The organism is Bacillus cereus G9842 (genome assembly GCF_000021305.1).
Classification (GTDB): Bacteria; Bacillota; Bacilli; order Bacillales; family Bacillaceae_G; genus Bacillus_A; species Bacillus_A thuringiensis_S.
The window spans coordinates 4,241,311-4,266,285 of record NC_011772.1 but is presented as its reverse complement, the minus strand read 5'-3'; the positions used below and the strand labels follow the sequence as shown (position 1 = coordinate 4,266,285).

The window sequence follows — 24,975 nt, the reverse complement described above, 5'->3', positions numbered from 1 at the left end:
AGGATTCGCCATGAGTAAAATTATCGGTATTGACTTAGGTACAACAAACTCTTGTGTAGCTGTTATGGAAGGTGGAGAACCAAAGGTTATTCCAAATCCAGAAGGAAACCGTACAACACCTTCTGTTGTAGCTTTCAAAAATGAAGAACGTCAAGTTGGGGAAGTTGCAAAGCGCCAAGCAATTACAAACCCAAATACAATCATGTCTGTTAAACGTCATATGGGTACAGACTACAAAGTAGAAGTTGAAGGTAAAGATTATACACCTCAAGAAATTTCTGCAATCATTTTACAAAACTTAAAAGCTTCTGCTGAAGCATACTTAGGTGAAACAGTAACGAAAGCTGTTATTACAGTACCTGCATACTTCAACGATGCAGAGCGTCAAGCAACGAAAGATGCTGGTCGTATCGCTGGTTTAGAAGTTGAGCGTATCATTAACGAGCCAACAGCAGCAGCACTTGCTTACGGTTTAGAAAAACAAGACGAAGAACAAAAAATCTTAGTATATGACTTAGGTGGCGGTACATTTGACGTATCTATCCTTGAGTTAGCAGACGGCACATTCGAAGTTATTTCAACTGCTGGTGACAACCGTCTTGGTGGCGATGACTTTGACCAAGTTATCATCGATCACTTAGTAGCTGAGTTCAAAAAAGAAAATAACATTGATTTAAGCCAAGATAAAATGGCGCTTCAACGCTTGAAAGATGCAGCTGAAAAAGCGAAAAAAGATCTTTCTGGTGTAACACAAACTCAAATTTCATTACCATTCATTAGTGCTGGAGCTGCTGGTCCATTACACCTAGAATTAACGTTAACAAGAGCGAAATTCGAAGAGCTTTCAGCAGGTCTTGTTGAAAGAACATTAGAGCCAACTCGTCGTGCATTAAAAGACGCTGGTTTTGCTCCAAGCGAATTAGATAAAGTTATTCTTGTTGGTGGATCTACTCGTATCCCAGCTGTACAAGAAGCTATTAAACGTGAAACTGGTAAAGAGCCATATAAAGGTGTAAACCCTGATGAAGTTGTAGCATTAGGTGCTGCAGTTCAAGGTGGCGTACTTACTGGTGATGTAGAAGGCGTTCTATTATTAGACGTAACTCCACTTTCTTTAGGTATTGAAACTATGGGTGGCGTGTTCACGAAATTAATCGAGCGTAACACTACAATTCCAACAAGCAAGTCACAAGTATTCTCGACAGCTGCTGATAATCAACCAGCAGTAGACATTCACGTATTACAAGGTGAGCGTCCAATGTCAGCTGACAACAAAACGTTAGGTCGTTTCCAATTAACTGACCTTCCACCAGCACCACGTGGTATTCCACAAATCGAAGTAACATTCGATATTGATGCGAACGGTATCGTTAACGTACGTGCGAAAGACTTAGGAACAAGCAAAGAGCAAGCTATTACAATCCAATCTTCTTCAGGTCTTTCTGATGAAGAAGTAGAACGTATGGTACAAGAAGCGGAAGCAAATGCTGACGCTGACCAAAAACGTAAGGAAGAAGTTGAACTTCGTAACGAAGCTGACCAACTTGTATTCCAAACAGACAAAGTTGTAAAAGATTTAGAAGGTAAAGTAGATGCAGCTGAAGTTGCAAAAGCAACAGAAGCGAAAGAAGCATTACAAGCTGCAATTGAGAAAAACGAGCTTGAAGAAATTCGTGCGAAAAAAGATGCTTTACAAGAAATCGTACAACAATTAACTGTTAAATTATACGAGCAAGCTCAAGCAGCTGCTGGTCAAGCAGAAGGTGCGCAAGGTGCACAAGACGCTGGCACGAAGAAAGACAATGTAGTTGACGCTGAGTTTGAAGAAGTAAAAGAAGACAAGTAATTCAACTGTAAACATAATAAGTAAGATGACAAAAAGTCAAAGTCAAGCGTGCCTTGACTTTGGCTTTTTTCACGAATGAGAAGTGATGTGTGAGGATCTTAAGTTTTTCGCTTTGCATACTGTAAGTGAGGAAACTTTGTTGCAAAGCACTTTCTTTCGGTGTTAAAATTACGTTTATGTGAAAGATTCGGGGGTTGTAAATTTATGAGTAAACGAGACTATTATGAGGTCCTTGGACTTAGCAAGGGCGCTTCAACAGATGAAATAAAAAAAGCGTATCGTCGTTTGGCTAAAAAATACCATCCAGACGTAAGCAAAGAAGAAAATGCAATTGAAAAGTTTAAAGAAGTACAAGAAGCATACGAAGTGTTAAGTGATGATCAAAAGCGTGCGCAGTACGATCAATTTGGTCATGCTGGTGCAAATCAAGGATTCGGTGGATTTGGCGGCGGAGGAGACTTCGGCGGTGGCTTCGGTTTTGAAGATATATTTAGTTCTTTCTTTGGCGGTGGTGGCGGCAGACGCCGTGATCCAAATGCTCCGCGCCAAGGTGCTGACTTACAATATCAAGTCACTTTAGATTTTGAAGAAGCTATTTTTGGTAAGGAATTAAATGTGGAAATTCCAGTAGAAGATCCATGTGATACTTGTAAAGGTAGTGGAGCAAAACCAGGAACTTCAAAAGAAACATGTAAACATTGTTCAGGCTCTGGTCAAGTGAGTGTAGAGCAAAACACACCGTTTGGTCGTATCGTAAACCGTCAAGCTTGTGGTCATTGTTCAGGAACTGGACAAATTATTAAAGAAAAATGTACGACATGTCACGGTTCAGGTAAAGTTCGTAAACGTAAAAAAATCAATGTTAAAATTCCAGCGGGTATCGATAATGGTCAACAAATTCGTGTGTCTGGAAAAGGTGAAGCCGGCGTAAATGGCGGACCAGCAGGAGACTTATATGTTGTCGTTCATGTAAGAAATCATGAATTCTTCGAGCGTGAAGGAGATCACATTATTTGCGAAATGCCATTAACATTTGCGCAAATGGCGCTTGGTGATGAAGTGGAAGTTCCTACTGTTCATGGTAAAGTGAAGCTGAAAATTCCAGCAGGAACACAAACTGGAACAGAATTCCGCTTAAAAGGAAAAGGTGCTCCGAACGTACGTGGATACGGCCAAGGAGATCAATATGTAGTCGTTCGTGTTGTTGTACCGACGAAATTGACTTCACAGCAAAAAGATTTATTACGTGAATTTGCAGGACAAGAAGAGCAGGATGATAGTTTATTCGGAAAGCTTAAACGTGCTTTCAAAGGGGAATAATGGAAATAAAAAATGGAGTTGGTAAATTGTGAAATGGTCAGAAATTAGTATTCATACAACAGAAGAAGCAGTAGAAGCTGTCTCTCATATTTTACATGAAGCTGGTGCTAGCGGAGTTGCGATTGAGGATCCAGCGGAGTTAACGAAAGAGCGCGAGCAACAATATGGTGAAATTTATGCATTGAATCCAGATGAATATCCGGCGGAAGGTGTATTAATAAAAGCATATTTCCCGCAAACGGATTCTTTACATGAAACGATTGCAGGTGTAAAATCATCTATTGATGTGCTTCCATCTTACGACATTGAAATTGGTACTGGAAATATTACCGTTAACGAAGTCAATGAAGAAGATTGGGCTACTGCTTGGAAAAAATATTACCATCCAGTACAAATTTCTGATACATTCACAATCGTACCGACGTGGGAAGAATATACACCATCTTCTCCTGATGAAAAAATCATTGAATTAGACCCAGGTATGGCGTTTGGTACAGGAACTCATCCAACAACAACGATGTGTATTCGTGCTTTAGAAAAAACAGTACAGCCAGGTGACGCTATCATTGATGTAGGAACAGGTTCTGGTGTGCTTAGTATTGCAGCGGCAAAATTAGGTGCGTCTTCTGTTCAAGCATATGATTTAGATCCGGTTGCAGTTGAAAGTGCAGAAATGAATGTGCGTTTAAATAAAACAGATGATATCGTGTCTGTTGGGCAAAATAGTCTTTTAGAAGGTATTGAAGGTCCTGTTGATTTAATCGTAGCTAACTTATTAGCAGAAATTATTCTTTTATTCCCTGAAGATGCAGCGAGAGTTGTGAAGTCAGGTGGATTATTTATTACATCGGGCATTATTGCTGCGAAGGAAAAAGTAATTTCTGAGGCGTTAGAACAAGCTGGATTTACAATTGAAGAAGTGTTACGAATGGAAGATTGGGTAGCAATTATTGCACGAAATGCGTAATATAGATTTTAGTCTATAATGAAAAGGGGAGTCTCTCACTATAAGGTGAGGGACTTGCCGTTTGTTATATGAAAAATGATAATGTTTCGTTCTTTTCGTAAGTGTTGACTTACGAAAGGAACGAAACTCTACTAAGGTGATTATATGCAACGTTATTTTGTAGAAGAAAAACATGTAAGTGAAGCAAAAATTCGCATTGTAGGTGATGATGTACATCACATTGCGAGAGTAATGCGTATGACAGCTGGCGATCAAATTTATTGCTGTGTAAACGGAAAAACAGCAGTATGTTCAATTGATGAAATTACCAGTGAATTTATTAATACGGCTATTGTAGAATGGGTAGAGGTGTCAAGTGAACTTCCTGTTTTCGTGACGATTGCAAGTGGACTGCCAAAAGGAGACAAGCTAGAGTTGATTTTTCAAAAAGGAACTGAGCTTGGGGCAGCTGCATTCTTACCATTTCAAGCATCTCGCTCTATCGTAAAATGGGATGCGAAAAAAGCTGATAAAAAAGTTGAGCGTTTAAGAAAAATTGTGAAAGAAGCTGCGGAACAATCACATAGAAGTGAAATTCCGGAAGTACATGCTCCGGCATCATTTAAGCAACTGCTTACAATGAGTGGTGAGTATGATGTTTGTCTTGTTGCTTACGAAGAGGAAGCGAAACAAGGCGAGAAATCTAATTTTGCGAAAGCTTTAACGACAATGAAACCAGGTCAAAAGCTATTGATTGTATTTGGCCCAGAAGGCGGTTTAGCTGAGGAAGAGATTACAGCGCTTCGTGAACATAAATTTGTACCATGTAGTTTAGGACCAAGAATTTTAAGAACAGAAACGGCGCCGTTATACGCGTTAAGTGCTGCTTCGTATCATTTTGAATTGATGGGGTGATGATCAATGTCAACTGTTGCGTTCCATACGTTAGGTTGTAAAGTAAACCACTATGAAACAGAAGCCATTTGGCAATTGTTTAAACAAGGTGGTTATGAAAGAACAGAATATGAAAAGAAAGCTGATGTTTATGTTATTAACACATGTACAGTAACGAATACTGGGGACAAAAAAAGCCGTCAAGTAATCAGACGTGCTGTGCGTCAAAATCCAGATGCAGTTATTTGCGTAACGGGATGTTATGCACAAACATCTCCAGCTGAAATTATGGCGATTCCAGGTGTAGATATTGTAGTTGGTACACAGGATCGTGAAAAGATGTTAGGTTACATCGAAGAATTCCGTAAAGAGCGTCAACCAATTAATGCTGTCCGCAATATTATGAAAACACGTGTGTACGAAGAACTTGATGTACCTTATTTCACGGATCGTACACGTGCGTCTTTAAAAATACAAGAGGGTTGCAATAACTTCTGTACATTCTGTATCATTCCTTGGGCGCGTGGTTTAATGCGTTCTCGTGATGGAAAAGAGGTTATTAAACAAGCACAACAATTAGTGGATGCAGGCTATAAAGAAATCGTATTAACGGGTATTCATACAGGTGGATACGGCGAAGATATAAAAGATTATAACTTAGCTGGATTACTTCGTGATATGGAAGCGGAAGTAGGCGGATTAAAACGTCTTCGTATTTCTTCTATTGAAGCGAGTCAAATTTCAGATGAAGTAATTGAAGTGTTAGATAAATCTGAAGTAGTTGTACGTCACTTGCATATTCCGTTGCAATCTGGTTCTAATACTGTATTAAAACGTATGCGTCGTAAATATACGATGGAATTCTTCCAAGAGCGTTTAGATCGTTTGAAAGAAGCGTTACCAGGCCTTGCGATTACATCTGACGTAATCGTTGGTTTCCCAGGTGAAACAGAAGAAGAATTCATGGAAACATACAATTTCATTAAAGAGAACCGCTTCTCTGAGTTACACGTGTTCCCTTATTCAAAACGTACAGGAACACCTGCAGCACGCATGGAAGATCAAGTTCCTGAAGATGTGAAGAACGATCGTGTTCATCGTTTAATTGAGCTATCTAATCAATTAGCGAAAGAATATGCATCAGCGTTTGAAGGTGAAGTGCTTGAAATCATTCCAGAAGAGCAATTTAAAGACGGCGACCGTGAAGGGTTATATGTAGGGTATACAGATAACTACTTGAAAATTGTATTTGAAGGATCAGAAGAATTAATTGGTAAGCTAGTGAAAGTGAAAATTACGAAGGCTGGCTATCCATATAACGAAGCGCAATTTGTTCGTGTTCTTGAAGATGATGTGAAAAAAGAATCAGCAAGCGCATAAAAAAGAGCGTGCAACCGGAAATGGTTTGCATGCTTTCTTTATTTGAAGCGGTTAAGTACTAGAAGGTAGGGAGGCGTTTCGTGCATCCCTGTATGAAAAAAGTTGAAATGATAAAAATATAGTTGTCTTCATGAAAGAAGGATACTAGATATTTGTATAACTTTTGAAAAGGAAATGCTTCTATTCTTCTTTTATTCTGCCAAATAGTTGACCTGAAGTGATAAAATGTATTATAATCGTAAAAGACATGCTGAAGAAGTGTTTCTTTTTGCATGCTGAAGTTAGTATGTAAGTGTGATGTTTCGGAGGGAGGGAAAGAGAATGTCAAAAACAGTCGTTCGTAAAAACGAGTCTTTGGAGGATGCACTTCGCCGTTTTAAAAGATCGGTTTCTAAAACTGGTACACTTGCTGAAGCAAGAAAGCGCGAGTTTTATGAAAAACCAAGTGTAAAACGTAAGAAGAAATCTGAAGCGGCAAGAAAGCGTAAATTCTAAGAGAGGGTGTAAGTTATGAGTCTTCTCGGTCGTTTAAACGATGATATGAAACAAGCGATGAAGAATAAACAAAAAGAAAAATTAACCGTTATTCGTATGGTTAAGGCTGCTTTACAAAATGAAGGTATTAAACTGCAACATACTCTTACTGAAGAAGAGGAAGTAACAGTTTTAGCTCGTGAAGTAAAACAGTATAAGGACTCCCTCCTTGAATTTAAAAAAGCTGGTCGTGAAGACCTTGTTAATAAACTGCAAAGTGAAATTCAGATTTTAAGCGCATATTTGCCAGAGCAATTAACTGAAGAAGAACTAGTTGATGTAATCAAACAAGTTATTTCTGAAGTTGGTGCGACTTCTAAAGCAGATATGGGTAAGGTGATGACTGCTGTTATGCCGAAAGTAAAAGGTAAAACAGACGGATCACTTGTGAATAAGTTGGTTATCCAGCTATTAGCATAAAAAAACGTCTCATTTCGTATGAGACGTTTTTTTATTGTTCTTATTAAGGAAAAACACTATATTGCTTAAAAAGCGTTTCTGTAAGTGATAGAAACGCCTCTGGTATGTAAAAAAGGGTAACGGCCTTAGTTATGATTAATCCCACCATAAAAAAAGCTTTTTCGTTTTCTTAATTTCTTCGACTAACTCCTCAATGCTTTCTGTTCCTTGTTCCACTATATCTGGACAAAATTCATACATTTCTTGCGCGAAAGATTGCATTTCGGCGTCTGTAGGTAACACGCTAAAAATGGTATCAACCCAGTCATAATCTGCACTGATTATGATAAAAGGATAGCGATCATTCCATTTTCTTAGTTTAAAAATAACATCTTTATTGCTAACTTCGTAATTAACGCCATTTGTTGGTTGGATTGCAAGGATATCAAATTGGCCATTTCCTTGTATACTTCCAATGCTACACTTACTCTTACTTCCTTGACTAAAACTTCTTTCACAAATAAAAGCTAAGTATGGGGGGCTGAAGTTCAGATTGAAGTTTTATAACTTGCTGTTCAGCATAATCTTCAAAGGTAACGACAGAGACTCCAGCTATTTTAGATTTTGAATCAGTTGCATAGAAGGGCTAGATGCTACTGTCAGTGACTTGTTTTATAACATTCAAAATTTCTTGACTAAATCCAATTTCCTTTCGTATTTCCTCGCTTATTAATTCATTTTTTTGTTTTTTAGTGAATCCTAATATTTTTTGAAATTCATATAACAACTACCTATAAAGTATTCTTACTTACAACGTAAAATTTAGAGTGGAGCAATTTCTTTTTCGAATTTTATTTCATTTGTCTAATGAATGACAACTACTTATTCTATGGTCAGTATGTCACGCCCAGAACAAATTGTAACAGGGTTTTTCAAGTTTCTAACTTCTCACTAGGCTCAATTTCTTCATGCAACTTGTACTGATATCCCCTAGGGGCGCATATTCTTGTATTAATACTTCTATTATTAAGGATCACATCCTCTGATCCATCATTGTCCCGATAAATATGATTTCATATAGCGACTGTTTTATTAACATGATATGAACTCTTACAGAATATAGTTATGTTAGTGAAGTCGTTATAACACGATAGGCACTTGTGAAGAAATACATATATGGGATGAGAGGGGGGTCTTTCGAGATGAAGAAATTAGAACAAATGAAAAATTGGTTAACAAAACAAGTAGACCTACCAGTGGATGTATTAATGGATCTACCTCGGATTACTCTTGTTGGGCAAATACATATTTATATAGAAAATCATCGGGGACTATTAGTGTTTTCAGATAAAGAAGTGCGATTGCTTTTAAAACACGGTCAATTACTAATTAAAGGACAATCCTTTGTTATTAAAACGATTCTTCCAGAAGAGCTTTTGCTCGAAGGGATAATTGAGCAAGTAACATTTTTAGAAAATGAAAAAAAAGGTGATTGAAGTGAAACTTCCATTAGTGAAGTTTTTCTTCTTTATCCTGTAAAAGTTTCGTTGATAGAGATCGATTACAGTTTTACTTTGTTTCATTTTAGTACGAGCTATTTTAATGCTTCAAATCTACTTTTAGAAAGGTAGTGAAGGTGGTAAATGAAAAATAAATGGTTTATAAAGTGGCTTGGATATGTAAAAGTGCGAATTGAAGGTAGAGGAGCGGAACGGTTTGTTAATGAATGTGTACGGAGGAATTTATTAGTTTGGGATGTTAAGAAGATAGCTGATGAAACGTTAGTTTTTTGTATGTTGTTACGCGATGTGAAAAAAATAAAACCAATTTATAGAAAAAATGAATGTAAATTATACTTTATTGGACGTTATGGTTTTCCTTTTTGGAATAAGCGTTTAATTAAAAACAGTGGATTTTTAATTGGGTTTTTAATTTTCTTTTTTGGCGTGATTGCAATGTCCAATATGGTTTGGAAAATTGAAATTACAGGAGCAAAACCTGAAACAGAATATATATTGATGAAAGAATTGGATAAAATGGGTATTAAAAAAGGAAAACTACAGTTTCAAATGCCGAATGTAGAAGATGTACAACGCCATTTGACAGATAATATTAATGCCATTACTTGGGCGGGATTAGAAGTAAGAGGAACGACGTATCATTTTAAAATTGTTGAAAAAAACGAACCGAAAAAAGAAAAGGAACAAATGCCGCAAAATTTAGTAGCAAAAAAAGAAGCGATTATTACAAAAACGTTTGTAGAAGTTGGAAAGCCGGTTGTACTGAAAAATGATCATGTGGAAAAAGGGCAGATTCTCGTATCGGGAATATATGGTAATGAGGAAAGTCCAACGATTGTTTCAGCGAAAGGTATTGTGTATGGCGAAACGTGGTATACATCTAAGGTGGATGTCCCGTTAAAGACGCAATTCCAAGTGTATACTGGTAATGTATACAATGAACATTTTCTTAAATTTGGGGGTACGAAAATAAAAATATGGGGATTTCAACATGATAAGTATAAACGCTCTCGTACTGAAAGCGTAAAGCATGATGTGAAATTATTTGGTTTTACACTGCCGATTGCATATGAAAAAGATGTTGTGAGAGAAGAGGAAGAAGCGAACCGAGAATATACAGAAAAGCAAGCGCTGAAAGTAGCGAAAGAGATGGCCGAAAAAGAACTAAAGAAAAAATTGGATGAACATGCTATGATTGTAAGTGATAAGATTTTGAGTAAAGAGGTTGAGGCGGATCAACTAAAAGTCACATTGCATTATACTGTGATTGAAAATATTGCAGAGCCACAACCAATATCCGAATCCGATATTCAAGGAGACTGAGTAATGGCAGAACAATTAGTAGAAATGAACCAACAATTGGAAAATACTAACGAAGCAATCGCTCTTTTTGGAGTCAATGATGCGCATTTAAAAGTAATTGAACGAGAACTGAATGTATCGATCGTAACTAGAGGAGAAACTGTTCATGTATCTGGGGCAGTTGAAACGGTGACACTCGTAGAAAAAATCTTACAGCAATTACTTGTTGTAATTCGTAAAAGTATATCAATTTCAGAGAGAGATGTTGCGTATGCAATTCAGCTCGCACAACAAGGGAAAGTTGCTCAATTTGAAGAGTTATATGAAGAAGAAATTTTCAAGACTGCAAAAGGTAAATCCATTCGTGTAAAAACAATGGGGCAAAGACGATATATTCATGCAATGAAGAAGAATGATATTGTCTTTGGGATAGGGCCTGCAGGAACTGGAAAAACATACTTAGCCGTAGTAATGGCTGTGAGAGCTTTAAAACAAGGATATGTAAAGAAAATCATTCTAACAAGACCTGCTGTAGAAGCTGGAGAAAATTTAGGTTTTTTACCAGGGGATTTGAAAGAGAAGGTAGATCCATACTTACGCCCATTATATGATGCCTTACATGATATTCTTGGACAAGAATATACGCAGCGTATGATGGAACGAGGAGTAATTGAAATCGCGCCGCTTGCTTATATGAGGGGGCGTACGCTTGATGATTCATTTGTTATTTTAGATGAGGCTCAAAATACAACGGGTGCTCAAATAAAAATGTTTTTAACAAGATTAGGTTTTAGTTCTAAAATGGTTATTACAGGGGACCCTTCACAAGTAGACTTGCCAAAAGGGGTAAAATCAGGGCTATCTATAGCTGCTAATATTTTATCTGGTGTATCAGGTCTGTCATTTATTACATTAGAACAAACAGACGTTGTCAGACATCCATTGGTGCAACGTATTATTGAGGCATATGATAAAATGGAATGATCCTATTTGTCAGGATCATTTCTTTTTGTATGATAAGGTTGGCGAACGGCATATTTTTTACTATCATGAAAGATAAGGAAAATAAACTATAGGTACTGGTGTATAAAATGTTACCTCAAAGTATCGTTGGGTAGAAGAAATGAAAGCTATAAATAGTTTCACTTTATTTCTGGAGAGGAGAAGGTATTGAAATCATGTCAAGATCTCAAGAAATTTCTAAGTGGTTTCGTAATTTACAACATTCGAAAAAACTAAGTTGGATTTCTTACGTTGTATTAGGAGCAGTGCTGTTTTTTGCGCTTATGAATAATGTAAAACCAGAGCAATTAGATGTTAACATGTATTCTATTGCGAAAAAGACAATCCATTCTCCTATAAAAATTGAAGATAAAGTTACAACGGATAAAAAGAAAAAAGAAGCCTCTACAAAAGTTGAAGATCAATATACATATAAAAGTGAGTATAAACAAAATAAAGTTGATATTGTGAATGACGTCTTTGCTAAAGTGGATGAAGTGGTGCAAGAGATTAAAGCTGTTGGACCGGATGATCAAAAAAAGATGACTGATGCTGAGAAAGTGGACAAGTTAAAAAAGAAACTACCCGCTGACTTAACGAAAGAATTATCTGATTCAAACTTACTAAATTTGATTAATGCAGATTCGAGCCAATTAGTATTAGCGAAAGATGCTGCGGTCACAGCGATTAATAGTATCATGACTGAGCACATTAAAATGGACGAATTGAAAGATGCGAAAGAACGATATGTAAGTGAGATGAATAGTGTTAATGTTGATAATGGTTTAAAAGAGTCAATTAAGGCGCTAGGAAGATATGCAATTTCAGCGAATTATTTTTATGACCCGATCTTAACGAAAGAGAAGAGAAAAGCAGAGGAAGATTTAGTTCCACCTGTTTATATTCTTCAAGGACAAGTTCTCGTTAGAGAAGGTGAAACAATTTCAAGTGATGTGTATAATCAGTTGAAATTAGTTGGCTTGTTAGAAAAAGGGAACGGTTTTCAACCTTATGTTGGATTAGCGGTACTCATTGGTGTGTTACTATACTTTATGCATAAACAATTTGAATTATTTTTAAAGAGAAAAAGAGAAGATAGACCGTATGTTTTAGCGTATATCACAATTTTGTCTATCACAATCGTTTTAATGAAAATCATTAGTTTGTTTCAAAAACTTGAATATGCAGGGATTGCATATGTTGTCCCGGTTGCGATGGGAACAATACTTGTGAAATTAATGATTGGTGATCGATTTGTCTTTTTAACGAGTATGATTTTTTCTGTATGCGGAAGTATTATGTTTAATGAAGGAGTAACGAGTACATTAAATTATAGTGTAGGGATTTACGTATTGTTAAGTTCATTATCGGTTAGTATTTTCTTGAGAGAAAAAAATCGTCGTACAATGATTTTACAAGCTGGTATACTCGTTTCTGTATTAAATGTAGTCGTATTGGCGGCGCTCTTATTATTACGTAATGGGAATTTTTCGCCTCTTGAAATTGGTACGCAATTATTAATGGCTTCACTTTCAGGGATTATATCATCCGTTTTGGCTATGGGGATTTTACCATATTTAGAAAGTGGACTTGGAATCGTATCAAGTATGAAGCTTATGGAACTATCAAGTCCAAATCATCCGCTTTTACGCAGAATTTTGTTAGAAGCGCCAGGGACATATCATCATAGTGTAATGGTAGCGAATCTTTCTGAAGCTGCTTGCGAAGCAGTCGGGGCAAATGGTGTATTAGCGCGTGTAGGGGCATATTATCATGATGTAGGAAAAACAGTACAACCACAATTCTTTATTGAAAACCAAATGGGGATTGAAAACCCGCATGATAAATTAGATCCTGTAACGAGTAAAGATATTATAATTGCTCACGTAACGGATGGAGTAAGAATGCTCGAAGAATATCATATTCCACAAGAAATTATTGATATCGCTGGGCAACATCACGGTACAACGTTACTGAAATATTTTTATTATAAAGCGATTAAAGAAGATAAAGAAAAATATACAGAAGAGATGTTCCGTTATCCGGGTTCAAAAGCAACTTCGAAGGAATCGGCAATTGTTGGTATTGCTGATAGTGTAGAAGCTGCGGTACGTTCTATGAATCACCCAACGCCAGAACAAATTAATAATTTAGTGCAAAGCATTATTAAAGATCGATTGCAAGACGGTCAATTTAGTGAATGTGATTTGACGTTTAAGGAACTACAAATCGTTGGGAAAACGTTATGTGAAACGTTAAATGGTATTTTCCATTCGCGTATTACATATCCGGAAATTCCGGAAGAAAAGGAGAAAGAATGAGTTTGTTAATTGATTTTATTGATGAAACAGAAGAAGTAAAAGAAGCGTATATGAGTTTAATTCGTGAAGTGTTAGAAAAGGCAGCTCAAATGGAAAATATTGAGGATGGCGCGGAGGTATCGGTGACATTTGTAGATAATGAGCGCATTAGAGAAATTAATCGTGATTACCGAGATAAAGATCAACCTACAGATGTAATATCCTTTGCCATGGAAGAGATGGGAGAAGGGGAAATGGAGATTGTTGGTGCAGAGATGCCGCGCATGTTAGGTGATCTTATTATCTCTATTCCAAGGGCGAAAGAGCAGGCTGAAGAGTACGGCCATTCTTTCGATCGTGAACTTGGATTTTTGGCGTTACATGGCTTTTTACATTTGCTTGGTTATGATCACATGACAGAAGAAGAAGAAAAAGAAATGTTCGGAAGACAAAAAGAAATTTTAGAAGCTTTTGGATTAGGACGATGAAAAAAGGAAAACTTATAGATAGTTTTGGATATGCTATAGCTGGTATGTTCTTTTGTCTTCGTCATGAACGAAATATGAAAATTCATTATTTAGCCGCAGTCATTGTTATATGCTGCGGCTTTTATTTCCATATTACGAAAATAGAGTGGATGATATTACTTATTGTAATAGGGAGTGTAATGAGTTTAGAAATGGTAAATACGGCTGTAGAAAAAACAGTAGATTTAGCGACTGCTGATATTCATCCGTTTGCAAAAATTGCAAAGGATGTTGCAGCAGGAGCGGTTTTATTGTTTGCAATTATAGCTGTTATAATTGGTGCTATTATCTTTTTACCGTATATGGTATAGTTGCATTCCGAAGCTTTTATTAAGCTTTGGAAGTGCCGTAAGGGCCTTTAATGAGAGAGTGTATCTCTTCATAGCTGTGAACAGGAAGGATGCGGGAATATGAATAGTAAACAATTAATTTTAGAAGCAATCGAAGCGCGTAAACAAGCGTACGTACCATATTCTAAATTTCAAGTAGGTGCAGCATTATTAACGAGCGATGGAAAAGTATATCGTGGATGTAATGTTGAGAATGCATCATATGGCTTATGTAATTGTGCTGAAAGAACAGCTTTATTTAAGGCGGTTTCTGAAGGAGATAAAGAATTTGTAGCCATTGCGGTTGTAGCAGATACAAAGCGTCCAGTACCTCCTTGTGGAGCATGTCGACAAGTTATGGTAGAATTATGTAAACAGGATACGAAAGTATACTTATCAAATTTACATGGTGACGTTCAAGAGACGACAGTCGGAGAATTGTTACCAGGAGCATTTTTAGCGGAGGATTTACATGAATAGAAAAGGTTATAAATCAGGTTTTGTCTCTATTATTGGCAGACCGAATGTTGGAAAATCTACATTTTTAAACCGTATTATCGGCCAGAAAATTGCTATTATGAGTGATAAGCCACAAACGACTCGTAATAAAATTCAAGGTGTATATACAGAAAATGATTCACAAGTTATTTTCATTGATACACCAGGAATACATAAACCTAAACATAAATTAGGCGACTTCATGGTAAAGATGGCTCAAACGACATTGAAAGAAGTTGATATTGTTCTGTTTATGGTCAATGCAGTTGAAGGATTTGGTCGTGGTGAGGAATTCATCATTGAGAAATTAAAAGAAACGAAACAACCAGTATTTTTAGTAATTAATAAAATTGACCAACTTCATCCAGAACAATTACTAGAGTTAATTGATCAATATCGTAAACTACATGAGTTTGCAGAGATTGTACCAATTTCTGCGTTAGACGGTAATAATGTGGATGCTTTAATTGGAACAATTAAAAAGTATTTACCAGAAGGACCACAATACTATCCAGATAATCAAGTAACGGATCATCCGGAGAGATTTATTATTGCGGAGCTTATTCGTGAGAAAGTACTACATTTAACACGTGAAGAAGTGCCGCATTCTGTGGCTGTTGTTATCGATGCGATTCAAAAGCGTGAGGGCGGCGCAGTTTATATAAATGCAACGATTGTTGTTGAACGTGCATCGCAAAAAGGAATCATCATCGGAAAACAAGGGAAAATGTTAAAAGAAGTTGGTAAGCGAGCTCGTTTTGATATTGAAGCGCTACTTGGTTCTAAAGTATTTTTAGAAGTATGGGTAAAAGTGCAAAAAGATTGGCGTAACAAGCTGTCACAGCTTCGAGACCTTGGTTTCCGTGAAGACGAGTATTAAAATATAGTAAAGCTGTAATCAGTGGATGGTTTGTTCATCCGCTGATTATTGGTTTTTATGAACTTTGATAAATTAGGAAAAATTTTTCTCACATGAAAATGGACAAAATGGGTCAATTTAATAACAACAAAGGAAATTGGTTTATAGGCTACGCTTATTGAGAAAGGTGGATTCTTATGCTAGATTTTACCTGGAAGTTTTTCTCCAAAACAGGAAGCATTGAAACGTACTTGCTTTTGAAAGAAATGGAAAAAGACGTAAACGATGAGATGGATCAACATGAAGAGGAGCTAGCACATCTAGACTCTCCAATTTCTTGACCCGTTTTGTTCAAACCTTGGATGGTGACGAACATGTTTCAAAAAGTTGAGGGCATCGTTATCCGTACGACAGATTACGGAGAAACGAACAAGATTGTTACAATATTCTCAAGAGAACTTGGTAAGATAAGTGCAATGGCAAGAGGGGCAAAAAAACCGAAAAGCCGGTTAGCATCTGTGTCGCAATTAATGACACATGGCCATTTTCTTATTCAAATGGGATCAGGGCTTGGAACATTGCAACAAGGCGAGATTATTTCAACTATGAAAGAAATTCGCGAGGATATATTTTTAACTGCTTATGCATCATTTATTGTTGAGTTAACTGATAAAGCAACAGAAGATAAAAAACATAATCCGTATTTATTTGAAATGTTATATCAAACGTTGCATTATATGTGTGAGGGTGTTGATTCAGAAGTATTATCATTAATTTATCAAACGAAAATGCTTCCGGTATTAGGGATGCGCCCGTACTTTGATACATGTGCGATTTGTCATCAAGAAACAGACTTTGTCGCCTTCTCCGTCAGGGAAGGCGGTTTTCTGTGCTCACGTCATGCAGAGCAAGACCCATATCGTATACCGGTAGGAGAAGCTGTTCATAAATTATTACGTCTTTTCTTCCATTTCGATTTACATAGGCTCGGAAATGTATCGGTAAAGGATAGCACAAAAAAACAAATGCGTTTAGTATTGAATACATATTATGATGAATATTGCGGAATTTATTTGAAATCAAGACGTTTCTTAGAACAACTTGATAAGTTTCAAATATAATTTTGGGCCGTATACGGTCCTTTTTACATACTTTCTTTTTCGAATAGCATATTTAGTATATAATATTTAAGAGATAGTATAACTTTTTTCGTTGTGCATTAAAGGTGGTGATTATCATAGAGCTGAATAAACGGCAAGAACATATCATTCAGATTGTAAAAGATCACGGTCCTATTACAGGGGAATCAATTGCAGCGCAATTGGGTCTAACACGTGCGACGCTAAGACCAGACTTAGCAATTTTAACGATGGCTGGTTATTTAGAAGCACGTCCACGTGTAGGTTATTTTTATACGGGTAAAACTGGGGGACAGCTATTATCTGAAGCTGTTAAGAAAATTAAAGTACAAGATTATCAATCTAGACCGGTTGTAATTGATAAAAATGTTTCCGTATACGATGCAATTTGTACGATGTTTTTAGAGGACGTTGGTACATTGTTCGTTGTAGATCAGATGACTCTATTAGTTGGGGTTGTGTCTCGTAAAGATTTATTAAGAGCGAGCTTAGGAAAGCAGGATTTAACCTCTCTTCCGGTTAATATTATCATGACAAGGATGCCAAACATTGCGATGTGTCGTAGAGAGGATTCTTTATATGATATTGCGATGGAATTAATAGAAAGACAGATTGATGCAATGCCAGTTGTAAAAGATACGAAACAAGGTTTAGAAGTGATTGGGCGAATTACAAAAACAAATATTACACGTGCGTTTGTAAATTTAGTAAATAACGAATAAGTGTAATTTGTTTAAAGTGAGGTAATGTAATGGATAATAAAATCGTATATGTCGTATCTGACTCTGTAGGGGAAACGGCTGATTTGGTTGTTCGAGCAGCAATGGGGCAATTCCCGTTTGCTCCTGATATTAGACGTGTACCGTATGTAGAAGATACAGGGACATTAAAAGAAGTGATTTCGATTGCTAAGAGTAATCAAGCACTTATATGTTTTACGTTAGTTAAGCCTGATATGCGCCAGTATTTAGTGACGGAGGCTGCAAGAGAAGGGGTAGAGGCATACGATATTATCGGCCCTCTTATTGATCAAATTGAAGAAATTACGGGGCAAGTGCCGAGGTATGAGCCAGGTGTTGTCCGTAGGTTAGATGAAGAATACTTTAAAAAAATTGAAGCGATTGAGTTTGCTGTGAAGTATGATGACGGCAGAGATGCAAGAGGTATTTTAAAAGCAGATATCGTGTTGATTGGTGTTTCGCGTACATCAAAAACACCACTTTCTCAATATTTAGCTCATAACAAACGCTTGAAAGTTGCGAATGTACCACTCGTACCAGAAGTTGACCCACCTGAAGAACTATATCAAGTGGCAAAAGAAAAATGTTTCGGTTTGAAAATTACGCCAGATAAGTTAAATCATATTCGAAAAGAACGATTAAAATCACTTGGATTAAGTGATGGAGCAACGTATGCAAATATTAATCGTATTCAAGAAGAAATTGATCACTTTGAGGAAGTAATTAGTAAAATAAATTGCCAAGTAATCGATGTATCCAATAAAGCGATTGAAGAAACAGCAAATATTATTGTGAATGCAGTGCAAAACCAAAAAATGTTTTAGCACATTTACCAAAGGTGAATGTGCTTTTTTCGCTCTGGTGAAATATGATATCTATGGATTTTGTAATAGATTGTAGTGTAATGGTTATACTTATACTCCTTTGTCTTTTAGTATATTCAAGGTGTGAGTTTGTCATCCTGAAATGTAAGATGAAAAAATAAAGGGATATGTAGCGTAGTTGAAGAAAATATATTATAATAAAAAATTGTGATAAAAACCTATATTTTACGTTTAGACTTTAATTTTTCAGAATAAACTAGGGATAGGATTTACGAAAAAGACATGTAATTACGTTAAATCGACAAAATCTATACAAGAAAACGCACATTATGGAAGGATTCACAGAAGGGATGTAGAATACAGAAATATGCAAAACATCAACAACATATTAGTTGGTATAGATGCATGTCCCGTGAAGAATGAAATTGTGCAAGTTGGAGCGGAATTTCATGTCGGAATTTTGTTTGTCGCATCATATGCTCATCCTTTAAGGAAATAGCAAGGCAATTGGATCTTTGTAGATACTGAACAAAATGGAGTTGATTGTTATATGGATCAACATGAAAAAGCTACAGATCTCAAGATCAAACAGTATATGTGACTTGCTACTCTTCTTGTAAAAAGGTGTATATGTATTGTTTCTAAGAGGTACATTTGTAACAGATGAGCAAATGTATACAATTTTATATAGCAGGTATGTATCTGCGATTTATGCAGATAAAGGACCTATAGGAAAGGTTCAAAACCGTTTATACAATGTAATCGGCAACACTTTCTAACAAGTTTAGAAAAATATTGTCGAATTATAAAGGAATTTTTTAATTTATATCGAATACAAAATACGACACGGAGATGGAGTTATGGGGAACAGAATTCCCGAAGAAGTTGTTGAACAGATTCGGACATCATCCGATATTGTAGAAGTAATTGGTGAATACGTTCAACTTAGAAAACAGGGGCGTAACTATTTCGGCCTTTGTCCATTTCATGGTGAGAATTCTCCTTCATTCTCTGTTTCATCTGATAAGCAAATTTTTCATTGCTTCGGATGTGGAGAAGGCGGAAATGTATTTTCATTTCTAATGAAAATGGAAGGACTGGCTTTTACCGAGGCTGTTCAAAAGCTAGGCGAAAGAAATGGAATTGCGGTTGCAGAGTACACATCAGGGCAAGGACAACAAGAAGACATATCTGATGACACTGTCATCATGCAACAAGCTCATGAATTATTGAAAAAGTATTATCATCATTTATTAGTAAATACGGAAGAGGGAAATGAAGCACTTTCATATTTATTAAACCGTGGTATTACGAAAGAGATGATTGAGAAGTTTGAAATTGGTTATGCATCACCTGCTTGGGATGCAGCGACGAAAATTTTACAAAAAAGAGGTTTATCGCTGTCTAGTATGGAACAAGCTGGCCTTCTAATAAGAAGTGAGAAGGATGGTAGTCATTACGATCGCTTCCGTGGAAGAGTTATGTTCCCGATCTATACGTTACAAGGTAAGGTGATAGCGTTTAGTGGAAGGGCGTTAGGAGATGACACTCCAAAATATTTAAATAGCCCGGAAACGCCAATTTTTCACAAAAGTAAATTGTTGTATAACTTCCACCAAGCAAGACCGTTTATTAGAAAGCGTGGGCAAGTGGTTCTTTTTGAAGGATATGCCGATGTACTAGCTGCGGTAAAAAGTGGCGTGGAAGAAGCCGTTGCGACAATGGGAACGGCTTTAACTGAAGAACAAGCAAAACTTCTGCGACGTAACGTTGAAACTGTTGTTCTTTGCTATGATGGTGATAAAGCAGGGCGAGAAGCGACGATGAAAGCAGGGCAATTATTGCTAAAAGTTGGTTGCCAAGTGAAAGTCACATCCTTGCCAGATAAGCTTGATCCTGATGAATATGTGCAACAATATGGGACTACCGCTTTTGAAAATCTTGTGAAATCAAGTGTGAGTTTTGTTGGTTTTAAAATAAATTATTTGCGTTTAGGGAAAAATTTGCAAGATGAGTCTGGCAAAGAAGAATATGTGAAAAGTGTTTTAAAAGAGTTATCGTTGTTACAAGATGCGATGCAGGCAGAGTCATATTTGAAGTCATTATCGCAAGAATTTTCGTATTCAATGGAAACACTTTTGAATCAATTGCACCAATATCGCAAAGAACAAAAGGTACAGCAAAAACAAATAAAGCAGGTTGCTAAACCGTCTCAAGTCGTTCAAACAAAACCGAAGTTAACAGGTTTTGAAAGAGCGGAAAGAGAAATTATTTACCATATGTTGCAAAGTGCAGAAGTAGCTGTTCGTATGGAATCCCATATAGAAGATTTTCATACAGAAGAACATAAAGGGATTTTATATGAACTATACGCATATTATGAAAAGGGAAATGAACCTTCAGTCGGAACATTTTTAAGTTGGCTCTCTGATGAAAAGTTGAAAAATATTATCACTGATATTTCGACGGATGAATTTATTAATCCAGAATACACAGAAGAAGTGTTGCAAGGCCATTTGGAGACGCTTAGACGCCATCAGGAAAAACTTGAAAAGATGGAGATCATCTTTAAAGTGAAACAAATGGAAAAAACAGATCCTGTAGAGGCTGCTAAATATTATGTAGCATATTTACAAAATCAAAAAGCGAGAAAATAGCTTTTTTGATAAAGTTTTAGTATAATGAATGTTTGTATCTCGCGTAAGGAGGGGAACAGATGGCTGACAAACCAGCTCGTTCTAAACAAATTGAAACTGAAATGACCCTTGAGCAAGTGAAAGAGCAACTCACTGAGCTCGGAAAAAAACGTGGCGTTCTTACATATGAAGAGATTGCAGAACGCATGAATGGATTTGAAATTGAATCCGATCAAATGGATGAATACTATGAATATTTAGGTGAACAAGGCATTGACTTAGTTGGTGATAATGACAACGAAGAAGGCCCTAATAATCGCCAAATTACAAAAACAGAAGAAGAGTTTGACCTCAATGATTTAAGTGTACCACCTGGGGTTAAAATCAACGATCCTGTTCGTATGTATTTAAAAGAAATTGGTCGTGTAGACTTACTATCTGCAGAAGAAGAAATTCGACTTGCAACGCGTATTGAAGAAGGCGATGAAGAAGCGAAACGTCGTCTTGCAGAAGCAAACTTACGTCTTGTAGTAAGTATTGCAAAGCGCTACGTAGGCCGTGGTATGCTTTTCTTAGACTTAATTCAAGAAGGTAATATGGGTCTAATTAAAGCTGTTGAAAAGTTCGATTATCGTAAAGGTTTCAAATTTAGTACGTATGCAACTTGGTGGATTCGCCAAGCTATTACACGTGCCATTGCAGACCAAGCGCGAACAATTCGTATTCCAGTTCATATGGTTGAAACGATTAATAAGTTAATTCGTGTACAACGTCAATTATTACAAGATTTAGGTCGCGAACCGTCTCCTGAAGAGATTGGTGAAGAAATGGATCTTGCTCCAGAAAAAGTACGTGAAATCTTAAAAATTGCACAGGAGCCAGTTTCTCTTGAAACACCAATTGGTGAAGAAGATGACTCCCATTTAGGTGACTTTATTGAAGACCAAGAAGCAACATCGCCTGCGGACCATGCAGCCTATGAATTGCTAAAAGAACAATTAGAAGATGTGTTAGATACACTAACAGATCGTGAAGAAAATGTTCTGCGTCTTCGTTTCGGTTTAGATGATGGACGAACTCGTACGCTTGAAGAAGTTGGGAAAGTATTCGGCGTAACGAGAGAGCGTATCCGTCAAATTGAAGCAAAAGCACTTCGCAAATTAAGACATCCAAGTCGTAGTAAGCGTCTTAAGGATTTCTTAGAATAGGTTATTTTTTAAGTTTACTTCACCTTTGTGAAGTAAACTTTTTTATTTTGTTAATTTTTGTTAAAATTTAGCTATCGGCAACGATTACAATTTCTTGTAATTTATTTTACAGAATTGTCTTTTGATTTGCAAATGCTCATTTTTCGATTTTTCGATTAATTTTGTTTATTCTATACAAAAATATATGTAGAAAAGCGAAAAATATGATGAGAAACGTTAATAATTATCGAAATAATAAGCTATATGACAATAAAAAACAATAAACTGAATTTATGGAATATTTTTAACAAGTAGTAGTTTACTCTTTTCTGATAGAGCGTTTTCAAGTACAATGGAAATGACTGAATCATCTAACTATTTAGGGGTATAGAGGGGGGAGAAGAGATATGAAACGTAATCCGCTGATTCCGTTCGCTCTTATTGCAGCACTAGGTATTATCGTTATGTTTGTATTTTCATTTCAGGGGCTAAATAAATCTAAAGAGTTAGCTGATGCAAAAAATGGCGGGAAGCCAGCACAAACAGCATCAAAACCAGAGGATATTGTGAAGCAAAGCTGTACGAGCTGCCACGGTGATCAGTTACAAGGGGCGGTAGGACCTAACTTACAAAAAATTGGTGGGAAACTTTCAAAGGATGAAATTAAAGAAATTCTTTCGAAAGGAAAGGGCAATATGCCTGCCAATATAGTTCCAGCTGATCAAGCCACTAAAGTAGCTGATTGGTTATCGAAGAAAAAATAAAGTCCCGTATGACAAGCCTTTTGCTTATGCAAAGGGCTTGTTTTTCTATATTTTCTAAAATACGATGAATGATATAGAAGTGAATTGTTGTTATGGGCTTGCAACAACTACTATAAATTCATTATCATGGAGACAGACTGACAAGAGAAGGAGTAATGGAAATACATGAATGAAGTAAAGCTTTCAAAACGATTAGAAGAAGTTGTGCGTGAAATACCAGTAGGATCTACAGTTGCTGATATTGGATCGGATCATGCGTATTTACCGTGTTATACAATTATAAATAATATTGCTACAAAAGCAGTTGCAGGAGAAGTTGTAGATGGACCATTTCGTTCTGCACAAGCAACTGTAGCTGAAAGTGGCTTACAAGATAAAGTAGATGTACGTAAAGGGAATGGATTAGCTGTTATCGCGCCAGGAGAAGTAGATGTTATTACGGTTGCTGGAATGGGCGGAGCGTTAATTCGTGACATTTTAGAAAGTGGTAAAGAAAAATTAGAAGGTGTAACACGTTTAATTTTACAGCCGAATATTGCAGCACATCATATTCGTGAATGGTTTGTTGAAAATGGTTGGGAGCTTATCCATGAAAAAATCGTAAAAGAAGATGGGAAAATTTACGAGATTTTAGTAGGAGAGCGAGGAAATGTCGAAGCACCTTACTCGGAAAATAAACAAGCGGGGTTGTTTATGGGGCCATTTCTAATAAAAGAGAAAAATGAAGCTTTTGGTGAGAAATGGGAAGGGGAATTGAAAAACTTCCAAAATATTTTAAAACAGTTAGAACGTGCGGCTAATTCTGAAGAAACAAAAGCGAAACGTGCAGAAGTAGAAGCGAAAATGAAAATGATAGGGGAGATTTTATCATGAGTAAAATTCCAAACGGCCATGAAATTATTTCTTTATTTGAAAGTATGTATCCGAAGCATTTGGCGATGGAAGGAGATAAAATTGGTCTGCAGATTGGAGCGCTTAATAAATCTGTACAACACGTATTGATTGCGTTAGATGTAACGAAGGAAGTTGTGGAGGAAGCGATTCAATTAGGAGCGAATGTCATTATCGCGCATCATCCTTTAATTTTTAATCCGTTAAAAGCGATTCATACAGATAAAGCGTACGGAAGAATTATTGAAACGTGTATTAAAAATGATATTGCCATTTATGCAGCGCATACAAATGTGGATGTTGCCAAGGGCGGAGTAAATGATTTACTTGCTGAGGCGTTAGGGTTGCAAAATACAGAAGTTCTAGCACCAACATATGCGGAAGAAATGAAAAAAGTTGTTGTGTTTGTGCCAGTAACTCATGCAGAAGAAGTACGAAAAGCATTAGGAGACGCAGGTGCTGGTCATATCGGCAATTATAGCCACTGTACGTTTAGTAGCGAGGGTACAGGTACGTTTGTACCTCAAGAGGGGACAAATCCTTATGTAGGGGAAACTGGACAGTTAGAGCGCGTAGAAGAAGTGCGAATCGAAACGATTATTCCAGTTTCACTACAACGAAAAGTGATTAAAGCGATGGTAACGGCACATCCATATGAAGAAGTAGCGTATGATGTGTATCCACTTGATAACAAAGGCGAAACATTAGGGCTTGGGAAAATAGGATACTTAAAAGAAGAAATGACACTTGGACAGTTTGCAGAACATGTAAAGCAATCATTAGATGTAAAGGGTGCACGAGTTGTTGGGAAATTAGATGATAAAGTGCGCAAAGTAGCTGTACTTGGTGGTGATGGTAACAAATACATCAATCAAGCTAAATTTAAAGGAGCGGATGTATATGTAACAGGTGACATGTATTATCATGTTGCTCATGATGCGATGATGCTCGGTTTAAATATAGTTGACCCAGGACATAACGTTGAAAAAGTAATGAAGCAAGGTGTGCGAAAGCAATTACAAGAAAAAGTGGATGCAAAGAAACTCAATGTACACATTCATGCTTCGCAATTACATACAGATCCATTTACATTTGTATAAGAAAAATAAAAACCGTTGCTCATATAGGCAACGGTTTT

At 36.6% G+C, this 24,975-nt stretch carries 25 protein-coding genes and 1 pseudogene; 25 read left to right on the top strand and 1 reads right to left on the bottom strand.

Features of this window, described 5'->3' with window-relative positions; all coding sequences use genetic code 11:
• Window positions 1–10: 10 nt before the first annotated feature.
• The 7 genes from dnaK (at window position 11) to BCG9842_RS21450 (ending at window position 7,340) form a co-directional block, all read left to right on the top strand.
• Entirely contained in the window at window positions 11–1,846 is a 1,836-nt protein-coding gene (dnaK, locus tag BCG9842_RS21480; RefSeq protein WP_000034701.1) for a chaperone protein DnaK, read from the top strand.
• Window positions 1,847–2,050: 204 nt separating this feature from the next.
• Window positions 2,051–3,166: a chaperone protein DnaJ gene (gene dnaJ, locus BCG9842_RS21475; protein ID WP_000043947.1), complete on the top strand. Its 1,116-nt coding sequence runs from the start codon at window positions 2,051–2,053 to the stop codon at window positions 3,164–3,166.
• A 28-nt stretch (window positions 3,167–3,194) separates the two neighbouring features.
• Window positions 3,195–4,133, top strand: coding sequence for a 50S ribosomal protein L11 methyltransferase (gene prmA / locus BCG9842_RS21470; RefSeq protein WP_000872098.1), 939 nt, complete (start codon window positions 3,195–3,197; stop codon window positions 4,131–4,133).
• 144 nt (window positions 4,134–4,277) lie between these two features.
• The gene (locus BCG9842_RS21465) at window positions 4,278–5,027 is read left to right on the top strand and encodes a 16S rRNA (uracil(1498)-N(3))-methyltransferase (protein WP_001190144.1); all 750 of its coding nucleotides are present in this window, start codon (window positions 4,278–4,280) and stop codon (window positions 5,025–5,027) included.
• A gap of 6 nt (window positions 5,028–5,033) precedes the next feature.
• A complete protein-coding gene (mtaB, locus tag BCG9842_RS21460) occupies window positions 5,034–6,386 on the top strand; it encodes a tRNA (N(6)-L-threonylcarbamoyladenosine(37)-C(2))-methylthiotransferase MtaB (RefSeq protein ID WP_000108679.1) in 1,353 nt (450 codons plus the stop codon).
• A 321-nt stretch (window positions 6,387–6,707) separates the two neighbouring features.
• Entirely contained in the window at window positions 6,708–6,881 is a 174-nt protein-coding gene (gene rpsU, locus BCG9842_RS21455) for a 30S ribosomal protein S21 (RefSeq protein ID WP_000048061.1), read from the top strand.
• Window positions 6,882–6,896: 15 nt separating this feature from the next.
• A complete protein-coding gene (locus BCG9842_RS21450) occupies window positions 6,897–7,340 on the top strand; it encodes a GatB/YqeY domain-containing protein (protein ID WP_000054582.1) in 444 nt (147 codons plus the stop codon).
• A gap of 135 nt (window positions 7,341–7,475) precedes the next feature.
• Here the strand turns inward: BCG9842_RS21450 and BCG9842_RS31960 are convergent.
• Window positions 7,476–8,106: pseudogene (locus tag BCG9842_RS31960) on the bottom strand (DUF4253 domain-containing protein).
• A gap of 415 nt (window positions 8,107–8,521) precedes the next feature.
• Here BCG9842_RS31960 and yqfC point away from each other — a divergent pair.
• The 18 genes from yqfC (at window position 8,522) to BCG9842_RS21365 (ending at window position 24,937) form a co-directional block, all read left to right on the top strand.
• Complete coding sequence (gene yqfC, locus BCG9842_RS21445; RefSeq protein WP_000732269.1) at window positions 8,522–8,815, top strand: sporulation protein YqfC; 294 nt, start codon at window positions 8,522–8,524, stop codon at window positions 8,813–8,815.
• A 147-nt stretch (window positions 8,816–8,962) separates the two neighbouring features.
• Window positions 8,963–10,162 (top strand): sporulation protein YqfD, encoded by a 1,200-nt coding sequence (gene yqfD, locus BCG9842_RS21440; RefSeq protein ID WP_000792496.1) that lies wholly within the window; start codon window positions 8,963–8,965, stop codon window positions 10,160–10,162.
• Between the two features lie 3 nt (window positions 10,163–10,165).
• Window positions 10,166–11,125: a PhoH family protein gene (locus BCG9842_RS21435; protein WP_000840522.1), complete on the top strand. Its 960-nt coding sequence runs from the start codon at window positions 10,166–10,168 to the stop codon at window positions 11,123–11,125.
• A 194-nt stretch (window positions 11,126–11,319) separates the two neighbouring features.
• On the top strand, window positions 11,320–13,464 hold the full coding sequence (locus tag BCG9842_RS21430) for an HD family phosphohydrolase (protein WP_000091515.1): 2,145 nt from the start codon (window positions 11,320–11,322) through the stop codon (window positions 13,462–13,464).
• On the top strand, window positions 13,461–13,931 hold the full coding sequence (gene ybeY / locus BCG9842_RS21425; protein WP_000054680.1) for an rRNA maturation RNase YbeY: 471 nt from the start codon (window positions 13,461–13,463) through the stop codon (window positions 13,929–13,931). The genes BCG9842_RS21430 and ybeY overlap by 4 nt, the downstream gene beginning before the upstream one ends.
• Window positions 13,928–14,281, top strand: coding sequence for a diacylglycerol kinase family protein (locus BCG9842_RS21420; RefSeq protein ID WP_000715475.1), 354 nt, complete (start codon window positions 13,928–13,930; stop codon window positions 14,279–14,281). Before ybeY ends, BCG9842_RS21420 begins: the two co-directional genes overlap by 4 nt.
• 99 nt (window positions 14,282–14,380) lie before the next feature.
• Complete coding sequence (locus tag BCG9842_RS21415; RefSeq protein ID WP_001086287.1) at window positions 14,381–14,779, top strand: cytidine deaminase; 399 nt, start codon at window positions 14,381–14,383, stop codon at window positions 14,777–14,779.
• A complete protein-coding gene (era, locus tag BCG9842_RS21410) occupies window positions 14,772–15,677 on the top strand; it encodes a GTPase Era (RefSeq protein WP_001080236.1) in 906 nt (301 codons plus the stop codon). The genes BCG9842_RS21415 and era overlap by 8 nt, the downstream gene beginning before the upstream one ends.
• A 176-nt stretch (window positions 15,678–15,853) precedes the next feature.
• Entirely contained in the window at window positions 15,854–15,997 is a 144-nt protein-coding gene (locus BCG9842_RS21405; protein ID WP_000883924.1) for a YqzL family protein, read from the top strand.
• Window positions 15,998–16,030: 33 nt separating this feature from the next.
• Window positions 16,031–16,777 (top strand): DNA repair protein RecO, encoded by a 747-nt coding sequence (gene recO / locus BCG9842_RS21400; protein WP_000487007.1) that lies wholly within the window; start codon window positions 16,031–16,033, stop codon window positions 16,775–16,777.
• Between the two features lie 107 nt (window positions 16,778–16,884).
• Window positions 16,885–17,517, top strand: a complete 633-nt coding sequence (locus BCG9842_RS21395) for a helix-turn-helix transcriptional regulator (protein ID WP_000583756.1) — start codon at window positions 16,885–16,887, stop codon at window positions 17,515–17,517.
• A gap of 29 nt (window positions 17,518–17,546) precedes the next feature.
• On the top strand, window positions 17,547–18,359 hold the full coding sequence (locus BCG9842_RS21390) for a pyruvate, water dikinase regulatory protein (RefSeq protein ID WP_000368949.1): 813 nt from the start codon (window positions 17,547–17,549) through the stop codon (window positions 18,357–18,359).
• A 635-nt stretch (window positions 18,360–18,994) separates the two neighbouring features.
• A complete protein-coding gene (locus BCG9842_RS31410) occupies window positions 18,995–19,138 on the top strand; it encodes a hypothetical protein (RefSeq protein ID WP_000479749.1) in 144 nt (47 codons plus the stop codon).
• An 81-nt stretch (window positions 19,139–19,219) separates the two neighbouring features.
• The gene (gene dnaG, locus BCG9842_RS21385) at window positions 19,220–21,016 is read left to right on the top strand and encodes a DNA primase (RefSeq protein ID WP_000528221.1); all 1,797 of its coding nucleotides are present in this window, start codon (window positions 19,220–19,222) and stop codon (window positions 21,014–21,016) included.
• A gap of 59 nt (window positions 21,017–21,075) precedes the next feature.
• Complete coding sequence (gene rpoD / locus BCG9842_RS21380; protein WP_000764066.1) at window positions 21,076–22,203, top strand: RNA polymerase sigma factor RpoD; 1,128 nt, start codon at window positions 21,076–21,078, stop codon at window positions 22,201–22,203.
• Window positions 22,204–22,589: 386 nt separating this feature from the next.
• A complete protein-coding gene (gene cccA / locus BCG9842_RS21375) occupies window positions 22,590–22,946 on the top strand; it encodes a cytochrome c550 (protein WP_000828142.1) in 357 nt (118 codons plus the stop codon).
• 165 nt (window positions 22,947–23,111) lie between these two features.
• Window positions 23,112–23,819 carry a tRNA (adenine(22)-N(1))-methyltransferase gene (locus BCG9842_RS21370; protein WP_001006546.1) on the top strand — a complete coding sequence of 236 codons (708 nt, stop codon included), beginning with the start codon at window positions 23,112–23,114 and terminating at the stop codon, window positions 23,817–23,819.
• Complete coding sequence (locus tag BCG9842_RS21365; protein WP_000036250.1) at window positions 23,816–24,937, top strand: Nif3-like dinuclear metal center hexameric protein; 1,122 nt, start codon at window positions 23,816–23,818, stop codon at window positions 24,935–24,937. The genes BCG9842_RS21370 and BCG9842_RS21365 overlap by 4 nt, the downstream gene beginning before the upstream one ends.
• Window positions 24,938–24,975 lie beyond the last annotated feature (38 nt).